The following is a 12769-nucleotide window of genomic DNA, read 5'->3' as shown; positions in this document are numbered from 1 at the left end:
CCGGCCATGCGTGTGTTGTTGCTCGCGCTGCGCAGGCTGGCCGCCAGCCTGCCATCCCTGCTGCTGATCCTGTGCGGCCTGTTCCTGCTGCTGCAATTCGCCCCCGGCGACACCGTCGACGCGCTGGTGGCGGAGATGGGTGGCGCCGATGCGGCGGTCATTGGCCAGTTGCGGCAGTTCTACGGACTGGACGCCTCCACCACGGTGCAGCTCGGCCGCTACCTGTGGCGTCTCGTGCATCTGGACCTGGGCTACTCCGCCATCTATGGCAAGCCGGTGGCAGCGGTGATCCTGGAGCGCCTGCCAGTCACGCTGCTGCTGATGGGCTGTGCCCAGGTGCTGGCCGCCGTGTGCGGCGTCGCGCTTGGCGTCGCCGCGGCGCGCCGGGCCGGCCGCTGGCCGGATACGCTGGTGTCCATGCTCGGCCTGGTGTTCTATGCCACGCCGTCGTTCTGGTTCGGCCTGATGGGCATCGTGGTGTTCGCCATCCACCTCGGGTGGCTGCCGCCGGRCGGCTACATGGATGTGGCCGCAGGATACAAGGGGCTGGAGCGCATCGCCGACATCGCGTGGCACCTGGTACTGCCCACCGTGACGCTGGCGCTGATCTACCTGGCCATCTACCTGCGCATCATGCGCGCGTCGATGCTCGAAGTGCTGAGCCTGGATTTCGTGCGCAGCGCACGTGCCAAGGGGCTGGCGGAATACGCGGTGCTGGTGCGGCATGTCTTGCGCAACGCGCTGCTGCCGCTGCTGACGCTGGCGGGGCTGCAGTTCGGCACCATGCTGGGCGGCTCGGTGGTGATCGAGAGCGTGTTCGCACTGCCCGGCCTGGGCCGGCTTGCCTATGACTCGGTGGTGCAGCGCGACCTGAACACCCTGCTGGGCATTGTCTTTATCAGCGCGCTGCTGGTGATCGCGATCAATTTCATTGTCGACATGCTGTATGCGCTGCTCGACCCCCGCATCCTTCACGAACGCAAGGCATGAAGCTGCTCCAACGCTATCTGCGCAACCCGGCCGCCTTCGTCGGCCTGCTGGTGTTGCTGGCGGTCATCGCCATGGCGGCCTCCGCCCCGCTCTTGTTCCCGGCCGACCCGCTTTCGCTGGCCGGGCGCCCGTTGCAATGGCCGCTGGAGGACCCGCGCTTCTGGCTCGGCACCGACCAGACCGGCCGCGACATTGCCGCCCAGATTTTCCATGGCGCGCGCGTATCGCTGCTGATCGGCTTCGTGGCCACGCTAATCGCCGTCTGCATCGGCATCCTGATCGGGGCGTTCGCCGGTTATTACGGCGGCTGGGCCGACAACCTGCTGATGCGGCTGACCGAAGGCTTCCAGACGTTGCCCAGCTTCCTGTTGCTGCTGGTGCTGGTTTCGGTATTCGGCTCCGGCATCGCCACCGTGACGCTGGCGATCGGGGCCGTATCCTGGCCCGCCACGGCACGGCTGACCCGTGCCGAGTTCCTGACGTTGCGCAACCGCGACTTCGTCCACTCGTGCCGCGCGCTGGGCATGCGCGACCTGCAGATCATCTTCCGCGAGATCCTGCCGAATGCGCTGCCGCCGGTGGTGGTGTACGCCAGCGTGGTGATGGCGCTGGCCATCCTGCTGGAAAGCGCGCTGGCCTTCCTCAACCTGTCCGACCCGAACGTGGCCTCCTGGGGCAACCTGATCGGCGGCGGGCGCGGCGTGCTGCGTTCGCAATGGTATGTGTCGGCCATCCCCGGCATCGCCATCCTGCTGACCGTGCTGGCGGTGTCGCTGGTCGGACAAGGCCTGAACGATGCACTCAACCCCAGGCTGAAGCGCCCATGAGCGGACCCTTGCCCTTTCTTCTCAGTATCGACGCGCTGAGCGTCGCCTTGCCTGCCGGCGCCGATCGCGGGCTGGCGTTGAACAACGTCTCGCTGGCGCTGGCGCCTGGCGAAGTCCTGTGCGTGGTCGGCGAGAGCGGCTCCGGCAAGTCGATGACCGCCGGCGCCGTGCTTGGCTTGCTGCCCGACGGGGTGCGGCGCAGCGCCGGCCACATCCTGTTCGAAGGCCGCGAGCTCACGGCCCTGTCCGAAGCCGGGTTGCGGCGCATACGCGGCGCCCGCATCGGCATGATCTTCCAGGAGCCGATGACGGCGCTCAACCCGCTGCGCACCATCGGTGACCAGATTGGCGAGGTGTTCCGCACCCACACCCGGCTGGGCAAGGCGGAAATCGCGCGCAAGGTGCTGAGTCTGCTGGAAGACGTACAGATCCCGCAGCCACATGCTGCCGCCGGCGCCTACCCGCACGAGTTGTCGGGCGGGCAGCGCCAGCGCGCCATGATCGCCATGGCGCTGGCGCTCGAACCCAGCCTGCTGATTGCCGACGAGCCCACCACCGCGCTCGACGTCACTACCCAGGCCCAGATCCTGCGGCTGATCCGCGAACTGCAGAAGCGCAAAGGCACGGCGGTGCTATTCATCACGCATGACTTCGGCGTGGTGGCGGAGATCGCCGACCGCATCGCGGTCATGCGCCAGGGGGAAGTGGTGGAAACCGGGCCCGCCGCCGAGATCCTGGCGCGGCCCCGGCACCCCTATACCCAGGCGCTGCTGGCCGCCGTGCCCGCGCTGGAGCCGCCGGCGCCACGCGTGGTGGCGGGTGACACGCTGCTCGCCATCGACGGTATCGGCAAGACTTATCGCAGCGGCAGCTGGCTCGACCGGGGCCAGCGCCAGGTCCATGCACTCGACCAGGTCTGCCTGACGCTGCCGCGCGGCGGCGCGCTGGGCATCGTGGGCGAGAGCGGCTCCGGCAAGAGCACACTGGCACGTTGTCTGGTGGGACTGCTAGACCCGGACCGCGGCAGCCTGCGGCTCGATGGCGAAGATCTTCTCGCCGGCGGCGCGGCGCGGCGCCGGCAACGCGCCCGCCGTATCCAGATGGTGTTCCAGGACCCGTTCGGTTCGCTCAACCCGCGCCGGCGCGTGGGGGAACTCGTTGCGCAGGGACCGCTGATTCACGGGGAGCACCCGCTGCGGGCACGCCAGCGAGCGGCTGAGCTGTTCGAGCTGGTGGGACTGGACCCCAGCGCGCTCGACCGCTATCCGCATGAATTCTCCGGCGGCCAGCGCCAGCGTATCGGCCTGGCCAGGGCGCTGGCGCTCGAGCCTGACGTGCTGGTGGCCGACGAGCCAGTCTCGGCGCTGGACGTCTCCGTGCAAGCCCAGGTCCTGGCGCTGCTCGACGACCTGCGCTCGCGCACCGGCTTGTCGCTGATCCTGATCACGCACGACCTGCGCGTGGCCGCCCAGGTCTGCGACCGCGTCGCCGTCATGAAGGACGGGCGCGTGGTGGAGCAAGCGGCTACCGCAGCGCTGTTTGGCTCGCCCCGCCATCCGTACACGCAGGCCTTGCTGGCAGCGGTGCCGGGCAGGCAGGCGGTGGCGGGCCGGGCAAGGGCCGCTGGGGTCTCGCCTGCCTGCGCCGAACCCGATGCGGTGCAGGCAGGCCTCTGGTGATCCCCTGGCTGAACGCCACAAAGCCCGTCGTCCTGGCCCGTTCCGGTACCCACTTGCATTTGCCAGGCATTCGCCTATGATCTTGTAAACCGATTTACTAAATCGTTTTACTAAAGTGTTGATTAAGACGGCGAGGACGCGGAATGTATCGAAGCCATGCAAGACGGCTGTCATGCGCACGATCTGCCTGACGCACGGGCCCAGCGCGCGTGCGCTGTACTTCAGCGGCCGCGCGCTCGCCAGGCTCGGTGCGGTGGCCACTCTCAGGCTTAATGACAGCGAGGCCGGGCTCGCGCCGGACGAACTGGCAAGCGCCGCGGCCGGCTGCGACATCATTGTCGCCTCGCGCGAGTTGGCGGTGCCCGCCGCGGTGTTCCAGGCACTGCCGGACCTGGTGGCGGTGTGCCGGGTTGCCGTGGACATACGGGAGATCGACGTCCAGGCGGCGAGCCGTCACGGCGTCCTGGTAACGCGAGCCTCGCCCGGCTTCGCCGCCTCGGTGTCCGAATGGGTGGTGGGAGTGATGATCGACCTGGGCCGCGGCATCAGCCGGGCCAGCGCCAGCTATCACAACTGGGGCCACGCGACGCCCGCGATGGGCTGCGAGCTGCGGGGCGCCAGCCTCGGCATCGTGGGCTACGGCACCATCGGCCGCTATCTCGCCTCGCTCGGCCGCGCACTCGGCATGAAGGTGCTGGTCAGCGATCCCTATGCGGACGTCGATGACCTCGCGCTGGAGCGCCTGGACTTGCCCACCCTGCTGTCGCGCGCCGACTTCGTGGTCTGCCTTGCGGCGGTCATGCCGGGCACCCTCAATCTGTTCGATCGCGGCGCCTTCAGCGCCATGAAGCGCGGCGCCTGCTTCATCAACGCCTCACGTGGTGATCTGGTGGATGAGCCGGCACTGCTGCACGCGCTGAACCGGGGGCATCTCGGCGGGTGCGCGCTGGATGTCGGGCGGGGGCACGATCAGACACCCTCCCTCGCCCTGGCCCGCCACCCGCTCGTCATCGCTACGCCGCATATCGGCGGGCTGACGCCGCAGTCCGCCGAACACCAGGCCATGGATGCCGTGCGCCAGGTGGAAGACCTGCTGCGCGGACGCATACCCGATGGCGCCGTCAACGCCGAACATGCCAGCAGGTTGCCGCGCCTGCGCGGTGTGCCCGCTGGCGGACATGCGCAGGATGCCGGCAAATAGCCCGGCGCCTGCAAGGAAGTCATGGCCCGTGGCAATGACCGCGGACCAGGAAGCGGGAGTCATGGCATCGGGACGGCCCGGTGCGCGGGGATTCTCGCCAGAAAAGCGCGGAGGAACGACATGGTGACTGACAAAGCGGAACGGCGGCTCGCGGGGCCCGCCTGGACCTGCACGGAGGGAGAATATGCGATTGACGTGGATATCTTGCCGGTGGAGGACGGCCGCTGGGGCGCACTCGTCCGCTTATGCAAGCCGGGCAACGGCATGGAGCTCTCCTCACAATTCATGCTCAACCGGACTTTCGACAATCGGATCATGGCGCTGGCCTACACGCTGGCGCTGACGCGCGAGTGCGTGCAACAATTTGCTCCCGCCACAGCCGCGTCGATCGCCCGCATGCTGACAACCGGGAGCACCGGCAAGGCTTGTTGACGCTGCATTGCAAGAATGGCAGCATTCCCGGCTTCGGGGGGGCTGCCCACTTTGTCACATTCGCCCGCGCTCACCGCGGGTCCTGGAGTTTCCTAGTCATGCGTGTTGCATTTATCGGCCTGGGTGTCATGGGCTATCACATGGCGGCCCATCTCGCCGCCAAGGGCCATCAGGTCACCGTGTACAACCGCACGGCAAGCAAGGCCGAGCAGTGGGTCGCGGCCTTCGGCGGCAAATCGGCGGCCACCCCGGCGCTGGCCGCCCGGGACGCCGAAGTGGTCTGCTCCTGCGTGGGCAATGACGATGACTTGCGCGCGGTGCTCACCGGCGCCAATGGTGCTTTCGGCACGGCGCCGGCAGGCTGTGTGTTCGTGGATCACACCACCGCCAGCGCCAATGTCGCGCGCGAGTTGTACGCCGCCGCCGGCGAGCGCGGGCTGCACTTTGTCGATGCGCCGGTGTCGGGCGGCGAAGTCGGCGCGCAAAAGGGCATCCTGACCATCATGTGCGGCGCCGACGAGGCCGTGTTCACCCAGATCGAGCCGGTGCTGGGCGCCTATGCGCGCGCGGTCACCCGGATCGGCGGCGCGGGCGCCGGCCAGCTGGCCAAGATGGTCAACCAGATCTGCATTGCCGGCCTGCTGCAGGGCCTGTCGGAAGCCATCGCCTTCGGCGAGCGCGCCGGGCTGGACATGAAGGTCGTGCTCGACGTGATCAGCAAGGGCGCCGCGGGCTCGTGGCAACTGGAAAACCGCGGCCCCACCATGATCGAAGGCAAGTTCGACTTCGGCTTCGCGGTGGACTGGATGCGCAAGGATCTCGGCCTCTGCCTGGACGAAGCACGCCGCAACGGCGCCAGCCTGCCCGTCACGGCTGTGGTCGACCAGTTCTACGCGGACCTGCAGCAAGACGGCTGCGGCCGCGCCGACACCTCCGCGCTGATCAAGCGCTTGCGCTAACAGTTGGCGGGCAGCCTTTGCCCGCTGACTTCCCCTTCCGCCTGGACCGCCTCCCTCCCTGACGCCGCGCTCGCGGCGTCGTCCAATTCCTACATCCTTATCAGAGGCAGCCCCGCTGGTGCCGCCAACCTGCCCGGCTATCTTGTAGGCATGGCTGGTGTACCTGTCACGCAACCGGCACCACGCATCAAGGAGACCAACATGCTGAGACTGGCAAGCGCGCTCATCGCGGGCGCGGTACTTCTGATCGGGCTGAACGGCTGTACCGCTACCGGCGCCGTGGCCGGCGGTGTTGCAGGCCATGAACTGTCGCACGGCAATACGGCGGCAACCATCGGCGGCGCGGTGGCTGGCGGCGTCATCGGCCACGAACTGGGCAAGTAACGCTGGCCCCGGTCCGCACCGCATTGCATAGCCCGCACAGAACAACCATAAGCACCCCATAGGCATCCCATAAGCACCTCACGCTTATCCATTCGTCAAGGAGCCCGTCATGGCCATCGGTACGATCTTGCTTATCCTCCTCGTCCTGCTGCTCGTCGGCGCATTGCCAACCTGGCCGTACAGCACCGGGTGGGGCTACTACCCAAGCGGCGGCCTCGGACTGGTCCTGCTGATCATTGTGGTCCTGGTCGTGATGGGTCGGCTATAGAGACAGAGACCTGTGGAAATCCGTATTCGCTCAGGGAAACAAGGGCGCCCCGCTGGCATCGGCGGGGCGCCCTTTATTATTTTCATCGCTGAAAGAATGCGGGTTCCCCGCGCGGGATTGTCCCGCCGCCTCGTCAATAGGACTTCGGCAAACCCAGCACGCGCTCGGCGATATGGCACATGATCAGTTGCGCGCTGACCGGTGCGATGCGCGGGATATACGATTCGCGCAGGTAGCGCTCCACCTGGTACTCGCGCGCATAGCCCATGCCGCCCAGCGTCAGGACCGCGGTCTGGCAAGCCTGGTGGGCGGCTTCCGCCGCCAGGTACTTGGCGGTATTGGCTTCTGCGCCGCAGGGCTTGCCCTGGTCATACAGCCACGCCGCTTTCCAGACCATCATGTCGGCCGCTTCCAGCGCCATCCAGGCCTGCGCCAGCGGATGCTGGATGCCCTGGTTCTGGCCGATCGGGCGGCCGAACACGGTGCGCTCCCTGGCATAGCGCGTCGCCGCTTCCAGCGCGACGCGGCCGAGGCCGACGGCTTCGGCCGCAATCAGGATGCGCTCAGGGTTCAGGCCATGCAGGATGTATTCGAAACCGCGCCCCTCTTCTCCGATGCGGTCTTCCACCGGCACCGTCAGGCCGTCGATAAAGAGCATGTTCGAGTCCACGGCGGCACGTCCCATCTTGTGGATCTCGCGCACCTCGATGTGCYTGCGGTCCAGCGCGGTGTAGAACAGGCTCAGGCCCTGGGTCGGCTTGGCCACCTGCTCCAGCGGCGTGGTGCGCGCCAGCAGCAGCATGCGGTCGGCCACCTGGGCGGTGGAGATCCAGATCTTGCGGCCGTCCACGCGATAGCTGCCACCATCGGCCGACAGCACGGCCTGGGTCTTGAGATGAGTGGTGTCGAGCCCGGCATCGGGTTCGGTCACGGCGAAGCAGGCTTTCTCCTGCCCGGCGATCAGCGGCGGCAGCGCCGCCTCCTTCTGGCGCTCGTTGCCGAACACCACCACCGGGTTGAGGCCGAACACATTCATATGGATGGCCGACGCGCCGGAAAAACCGGCGCCGGACGCCGACACCGTCTGCATGATCAGCGCCGCCTCGGTAATCCCGAGCCCGGCGCCGCCATAGGCCTCCGGCATCGCGATGCCGAGCCAGCCCGCCTTCGCCATGGCCTGGTGGAATGCATGGGGGAACTTGCCTTCGTCGTCGAGCCCCGACCAGTAGTCGGCGCCAAAGTCGCTGCAAATCTGCGTCACCGCCTCGACGATGGCGCGCTGTTCGGGGGTTCTTTCAAAGTTCATGCTTGCCTCATTCCGGCTGGATGCCGGCGTCCTTGACCAGCTTGGTCCACTTGACCAGTTCGCCGGCGACGAAGCCGGCAAACTGCTTGGGCGTTTGCCCGAATGCTTCAAACCCCAGCGCCTCGAAACGCGGCGCCACTTCCTTGCTGGCGGCGATGCGGGACAGCTCGCGGTTGAGCCGCTCGACCACGTCCGCCGGCGTCTTCGCTGGCGCGAACACGCCGTTCCAGGAGGTAATGTCGAACCCCTTCAGCTCAGACGTGTCTCCCAGCGGCGGCAGGTCCGGCAGCAGGCGGCTGCGCTGCGCCGTGGTCACCGCCAGCGCGCGCAGCTTGCCTGCCTTGACGTTGGCAATGCCGGCCGCCACGTCGACGAACATCATCGGCACCTGCCCGGCAATCACATCCGTCATGGCCGGCGGCGTGCTCTTGTACGGCACGTGCAGCAGGTCCAGCCCGGCCATGCGGCCCAGGGTGGCGCCCGACACGATGCCGGTGCTGTTGCCGCTGGCGTACGACATGCCGGGATGAGCGCGCGCGTAGGCGATCAGTTCCGGCACCGTCTTGACGGGCAACTTGGGATTGACCACCAGGATGAAGGGCAGGTTGCCCATGCGCGCCACCGGCGTGAAATCGCGGATCGGGTCATACGGCAGCTTCTTCATCAGCGAAGGGTTGGCCGAATGCGTGGTGTTGGTGGTCATGAACAGCGTGTAGCCGTCAGGCGCGGCCTGCGCGACGATTTCAGCGGCGATGGCGCCGTTGGCCCCGGGACGGTTGTCCACCACCACGTTGGCCTTGAGCGCATCGCCCAGTTCCTTGGCCGTGATGCGGGCTACCGCGTCGGTGCCGCTGCCGGCGGCGAAGGGCACCACCATGCGGATCGGCTTGCTGGGATAGGCATCGGCCGCCGCCGCGTACGGCGCCGCGGCGAGTGTCAGCAATGGCAGCGCCGCGCGCAGCAGCGTGGTAAATCTTGGCATCGTGTTGTCTCCTGCTTCTTTCTGGTTAGCGATCCCTCTGCGATGGATCCGCTTTGTGGTGGTGGCTTGGAACCGACGGCCGGACTAACACCCGGACCGGCAGCCCCGCCGCTTCATGGCGCGGTCTTTTCTTTATAGTTCGTGTCCTTCACCAGCTTGGCCCAGCGCGCGGCGTCGTCGGCAATGATGGTGGCGAACTGCTCGGGCGTACTGCCGACGGCTTCATAGTCGATGGCGGCGAGGCGCGCCTTGATCTCCGGCATGGCCACGATCCGGACGATTTCCTGGTTCAGCCGCGTAACGATTTCCTTTGGCGTGCCCGCCGGCGCCAGCAAGCCAGCCCAGGAATTGAAGTTCATGCCCTGGATGCCGGCTTCCTGCATGGTCGGGACATCCGGCAGCGCCGGCGAGCGCCTGGACGACAGCACTGCCAGCGGGCGCAGCCGGCCCGCGCGGATCATTGCCATCCCGTTAAAGGGGTCGATGGTCATGTCGACCTCGCCCGCCACCACCGCCTGCATCTGCGGGCCGGTACCCCGATAGGAGACGCTGACGACATCCGGCGTGCCGGCGGTTGTCTTGAAGGTTTCCCCGATCAGCTCGATCATGCTGCTGCCGGCCGACAAGCTCAGCGGACGGCTCTTGGAACGCGCCAGCCCGACAAACTCCTGCACGGTCTTGGCCGGTACCGACGGGTGGACCACCATGACGAAGCCGATGCTGCTGATCAGGCTGATTGGCGCGAAGCTTTTGAGCGGCTCGTAGCCGGCCTTGTAGAGGACAGGGCTCAGCGTCTGCGCGCCGGCGGTGTTCAGCAGCAAGGTGTAGCCATCCGGCGCGGCACGCGCGACCTGGTCGGTGCCGATGATGCCGTTGGCGCCCGGCCGGTTCTCCACCACCACCGGCTGCTTCAGGGCCTCAGACAGCTTCTGCGAGACCAGCCGGGCCACCACATCGGAGGCTCCGCCCGGCGCGTAAGGCACCACCATGCGGATCGGCTTGCTGGGATAGGCGCTGCTCCAGGCCAGGGCCGGCGCAGCACTCCAGATCGCGGCGCACAGCATCAGGCGGCGTCGGGAAGACAGTTTCATCGGGATCTCCTCCAGGCTTCAACTACGAACGTCCGTTCGGCTGCGGGCAACCGCCCGGGACGGGGCAATGCTCAGGCGGGACGGATCACGCGATCCGGGGATTCCTCATAAGGCGGGGCGTAGATCACCAGCAGCTTGACGGGCTCGTCGCTGATGACGGTGAACACGTGCATGGATCCGGCGGGGAAGAAGCAGCAGTCGCCGGGCCCAAGCTCGCGCGACTGGCCGTTCACCTCGGCGAGCGCCCTGCCCTCCAGCACGTAGCAAACCTGCTCGATACCGGGATGGGCGTGCGGCAAGGCGCCCTTGCCGCGCTCGATGGTGCCGTGGATCACCTCAAGCTGGGTGGCACCGACATTCTCGCGGCCAATGATGCGGCGGTTCAGCGTACCCACATGGTTGGCCGGGTGGTAGCCGGGCACGTCTTCGGCACGGACGAAGCAGGTCGGCGAGGACGAGGGGGATGTCATTGCAGTCTCCTTGCCAGTTTCGCCCCACCCAGGGAGGGCGACAGGCAAACCGATCATTTTTTCATGTTTGTGAATTTTATTTTATACCCATGAAAACAAACACGTCCAGCAAAGGTACGCCCAGCAAGCGCCTGATGGAAGTGGATGGCAGTTCTACCGCCAAAATTACCGTCCACAGATAGAAATATCCGGTTTAGCATTCTGTAGATGTAACAAAATTTGGCGGATATGGGTTCCGCCAGGGAGGGCGCGGAGCGCTGTTGGCATGAAGCCACGCAGGAACGGCACCGAATTGGGGGGACGCGCGAAGTGTGACGGGCGCCCGTCCTGGCCACGATGCCTGATTTGGCCGATTCCCGCCGCGGCGGGGGCGGCAAGGTGAATCGCGTAGGGCTGCTACAATCGCACCAAGTTTTTTTACTGGCTGGACACGATGGGCTTCGAACAACTGGCGGCACTGAAGGAACAACTGGCAAGGCAAGCGAAGGCCGCGCCACAGGCTAAGACGCGGCGCGCGCGTCCGGTGGCTCCGGTCAGCCCGGCGAAGCCCGTGGATCCGGTGCTGCAGGCCATCGCGAAGCTGCAAAAGCGCTTCCCGCAAACTTTTCCGAAGAATCCTGCGCCGAAGGTAGCGCTCAAGATCGGCATCTTCGAAGATCTCGTCCAGCACGCGCAGGAACTTGGCCTGACGGAGTCGGTGCTGCGCGACGCGATCCGGACCTGGTGCCGCGGCACCCGCTACTGGACCTGCCTGGTGGAAGGTGCCCCGCGTGTCGATCTGGCGGGTCAGGAAGCGGGACACGTCGCACAGGCCGATGCGAACCGGGCGCTGCAACTCCATGCCCACCGCGCGGCGCGTGCGTCATCTCGAACCGCGACTGCGCCCAAGCCTAGCTGATCAGCGACATAGACACCCTCCGGACTCGAATCGGCCCGGTGGTGTTCCTCGATCCGCGGATTTCGGCGAGCGCCTAGATTTGAAAATCCGCGGCGATGTCTTCATCCGTGCGCGCCTCCAGCCGGCCAGAGCGGCAGGCACCGACAAACACGTCGTAGTCGCGCTCGACCTGATCCGCATACGCGTTCGAATACCCCAACAGCGCATCGGCCATCGCATCGCTATTGCCAAGGTAGCCGCTGATCTCCAGCGCCATCCCGCTGGCCTTGGCATGGGCCCGCGCCAGCACCCAGCCGCACAGCGCCGCGAACCTGGCCAGCAATTCATGATCCATCAGCTCGATCGCGGGCGACAGCTTCATGTCGCGCAGTTGCCGCATGTAGAAATGCCGGCCGGACGGCCCGTTGTTCCAGCCAAGGAACACGTCGCTGGCCGCCTGCATCAGCCGCTGGCCCTCCACCACACGCCGGCCTTCATGCATCACCGGCGGCGACTTGAAATAGCACGCCACTACTGACTGTGTGGCCYGCTTGCTTTGCAGGAACAGCGGCTTGCCGTGCTTGTCGATCATCAGGATGATCAGGCAGCGCGTGCCGACGCTGCCCACCCCCACCACCTTGAAGGCGGCATCGTGGCGCGTGAAATGGCTGAGCAACTGGCGCCGGTCGGGCGACAGGGTGCCCAGGTACGCCTCGAAAGACTTGTCGAGCGCCTTTCCGGCGTCGTCGATCTTCATCCAGTCGTCGTCGGGGGAGAACAGCGTGTTCTGGCCGTGTAGATGGAAGATGGCCGGCGGTGCGTCGCGGATAACCCAGCGCTCGCCAACCCGCTCCGACAGCTTCGGCAACAGCGCCTCGCTGGCGCGCTTGGTCGCGCGCGCTATCCCGCGCTCCAGGCGCTGGCGGATCTGCGGTGAAGGCGTCTCGGCCATCAGGCGCTCGAAGGTAATGCAGTCGTACCAGGTGTCGAGGATGCCCATCCCGGCATAGGTGGCCATCCGCTCCTGATAGCTACGCACGACCCGATAGACCAGGTCGTCGATCACGCCCCGCTTGTGGCGCAGATGCCGGCCCGCCACCACGAAGCTGGCGGTAAGCCGCTTCAGGTCCCATTCCCAGGGCCCGAGGCTGGTCTCGTCGAAATCGTTGAGGTCGAACAGCAGCGAGCGTTCAGGGCTGGCAAACCCGCCGAAGTTGGCCAGGTGGCAGTCGCCGCAGATCTGGATGGGGATGTCTGAATTCGGCGTACCGGCGAGGTCATGCGCCTGGATGATGGCGCTGCC

At 66.6% G+C, this 12769-nt stretch carries 14 protein-coding genes; 9 read left to right on the top strand and 5 right to left on the bottom strand.

Annotated elements, in window-relative coordinates; translation table 11 throughout:
• Window positions 1–6: 6 nt before the first annotated feature.
• The 8 genes from AC1DT6_RS22975 to AC1DT6_RS22940 all read left to right on the top strand — a co-directional run bounded on the left by AC1DT6_RS22975 (window position 7) and on the right by AC1DT6_RS22940 (window position 6740).
• On the top strand, window positions 7–990 hold the full coding sequence (locus AC1DT6_RS22975; protein WP_477114925.1) for an ABC transporter permease: 984 nt from the start codon (window positions 7–9) through the stop codon (window positions 988–990).
• Window positions 987–1817 carry an ABC transporter permease gene (locus tag AC1DT6_RS22970; protein WP_441628525.1) on the top strand — a complete coding sequence of 277 codons (831 nt, stop codon included), beginning with the start codon at window positions 987–989 and terminating at the stop codon, window positions 1815–1817. The genes AC1DT6_RS22975 and AC1DT6_RS22970 overlap by 4 nt, the downstream gene beginning before the upstream one ends.
• Entirely contained in the window at window positions 1814–3496 is a 1683-nt protein-coding gene (locus AC1DT6_RS22965; RefSeq protein ID WP_441628527.1) for an ABC transporter ATP-binding protein, read from the top strand. Before AC1DT6_RS22970 ends, AC1DT6_RS22965 begins: the two co-directional genes overlap by 4 nt.
• A gap of 172 nt (window positions 3497–3668) precedes the next feature.
• Window positions 3669–4697 (top strand): NAD(P)-dependent oxidoreductase, encoded by a 1029-nt coding sequence (locus tag AC1DT6_RS22960; protein WP_441628529.1) that lies wholly within the window; start codon window positions 3669–3671, stop codon window positions 4695–4697.
• Between the two features lie 120 nt (window positions 4698–4817).
• Window positions 4818–5129: a hypothetical protein gene (locus tag AC1DT6_RS22955; protein WP_045241085.1), complete on the top strand. Its 312-nt coding sequence runs from the start codon at window positions 4818–4820 to the stop codon at window positions 5127–5129.
• Window positions 5130–5227: 98 nt separating this feature from the next.
• Window positions 5228–6088 (top strand): NAD(P)-dependent oxidoreductase, encoded by an 861-nt coding sequence (locus tag AC1DT6_RS22950; RefSeq protein WP_035862799.1) that lies wholly within the window; start codon window positions 5228–5230, stop codon window positions 6086–6088.
• 201 nt (window positions 6089–6289) lie between these two features.
• On the top strand, window positions 6290–6472 hold the full coding sequence (locus AC1DT6_RS22945; RefSeq protein ID WP_441628532.1) for a glycine zipper 2TM domain-containing protein: 183 nt from the start codon (window positions 6290–6292) through the stop codon (window positions 6470–6472).
• A 109-nt stretch (window positions 6473–6581) separates the two neighbouring features.
• Window positions 6582–6740 carry a DUF3309 family protein gene (locus AC1DT6_RS22940; protein ID WP_441628533.1) on the top strand — a complete coding sequence of 53 codons (159 nt, stop codon included), beginning with the start codon at window positions 6582–6584 and terminating at the stop codon, window positions 6738–6740.
• 133 nt (window positions 6741–6873) lie between these two features.
• Here the strand turns inward: AC1DT6_RS22940 and AC1DT6_RS22935 are convergent, their stop codons facing one another.
• The 4 genes from AC1DT6_RS22935 to AC1DT6_RS22920 form a co-directional block, all read right to left on the bottom strand.
• Complete coding sequence (locus AC1DT6_RS22935) at window positions 6874–8046, bottom strand: acyl-CoA dehydrogenase family protein (RefSeq protein WP_477114924.1); 1173 nt, start codon at window positions 8044–8046, stop codon at window positions 6874–6876.
• A 7-nt stretch (window positions 8047–8053) separates the two neighbouring features.
• A complete protein-coding gene (locus AC1DT6_RS22930) occupies window positions 8054–9028 on the bottom strand; it encodes a Bug family tripartite tricarboxylate transporter substrate binding protein (RefSeq protein WP_441628537.1) in 975 nt (324 codons plus the stop codon).
• A 113-nt stretch (window positions 9029–9141) separates the two neighbouring features.
• Window positions 9142–10119, bottom strand: coding sequence for a Bug family tripartite tricarboxylate transporter substrate binding protein (locus AC1DT6_RS22925; protein WP_035862792.1), 978 nt, complete (start codon window positions 10117–10119; stop codon window positions 9142–9144).
• Between the two features lie 71 nt (window positions 10120–10190).
• A complete protein-coding gene (locus tag AC1DT6_RS22920; protein ID WP_441628538.1) occupies window positions 10191–10589 on the bottom strand; it encodes a cupin domain-containing protein in 399 nt (132 codons plus the stop codon).
• Between the two features lie 433 nt (window positions 10590–11022).
• Here AC1DT6_RS22920 and AC1DT6_RS22915 point away from each other — a divergent pair, with 433 nt between their 5' ends.
• On the top strand, window positions 11023–11487 hold the full coding sequence (locus AC1DT6_RS22915; RefSeq protein ID WP_477102547.1) for a ProQ/FinO family protein: 465 nt from the start codon (window positions 11023–11025) through the stop codon (window positions 11485–11487).
• Between the two features lie 73 nt (window positions 11488–11560).
• Here the strand turns inward: AC1DT6_RS22915 and AC1DT6_RS22910 are convergent.
• On the bottom strand, window positions 11561–12769 hold a 1209-nt coding region (locus tag AC1DT6_RS22910), incomplete at its 5' end, for a DUF2252 domain-containing protein (RefSeq protein WP_477114923.1).

It is taken from the genome of Cupriavidus sp. 01L45 (assembly GCF_056399885.1).
This window is presented reverse-complemented; position numbering and strand designations above follow the sequence as displayed.

What these genes read in the sequence shown, in the direction of transcription:
- AC1DT6_RS22945 (WP_441628532.1), top strand. Translation starts at nt 6,290, where the DNA reads ATGCTGAGACTGGCAAGCGCGCTCATCGCGGGCGCGGTACTTCTGATC.
- AC1DT6_RS22925 (WP_035862792.1), bottom strand. Translation starts at nt 10,119, where the DNA reads ATGAAACTGTCTTCCCGACGCCGCCTGATGCTGTGCGCCGCGATCTGG.
- AC1DT6_RS22940 (WP_441628533.1), top strand. Translation starts at nt 6,582, where the DNA reads ATGGCCATCGGTACGATCTTGCTTATCCTCCTCGTCCTGCTGCTCGTC.
- AC1DT6_RS22920 (WP_441628538.1), bottom strand. Translation starts at nt 10,589, where the DNA reads ATGACATCCCCCTCGTCCTCGCCGACCTGCTTCGTCCGTGCCGAAGAC.
- AC1DT6_RS22955 (WP_045241085.1), top strand. Translation starts at nt 4,818, where the DNA reads ATGGTGACTGACAAAGCGGAACGGCGGCTCGCGGGGCCCGCCTGGACC.
- AC1DT6_RS22915 (WP_477102547.1), top strand. Translation starts at nt 11,023, where the DNA reads ATGGGCTTCGAACAACTGGCGGCACTGAAGGAACAACTGGCAAGGCAA.
- AC1DT6_RS22950 (WP_035862799.1), top strand. Translation starts at nt 5,228, where the DNA reads ATGCGTGTTGCATTTATCGGCCTGGGTGTCATGGGCTATCACATGGCG.
- AC1DT6_RS22970 (WP_441628525.1), top strand. Translation starts at nt 987, where the DNA reads ATGAAGCTGCTCCAACGCTATCTGCGCAACCCGGCCGCCTTCGTCGGC.
- AC1DT6_RS22930 (WP_441628537.1), bottom strand. Translation starts at nt 9,028, where the DNA reads ATGCCAAGATTTACCACGCTGCTGCGCGCGGCGCTGCCATTGCTGACA.
- AC1DT6_RS22965 (WP_441628527.1), top strand. Translation starts at nt 1,814, where the DNA reads ATGAGCGGACCCTTGCCCTTTCTTCTCAGTATCGACGCGCTGAGCGTC.
- AC1DT6_RS22960 (WP_441628529.1), top strand. Translation starts at nt 3,669, where the DNA reads ATGCGCACGATCTGCCTGACGCACGGGCCCAGCGCGCGTGCGCTGTAC.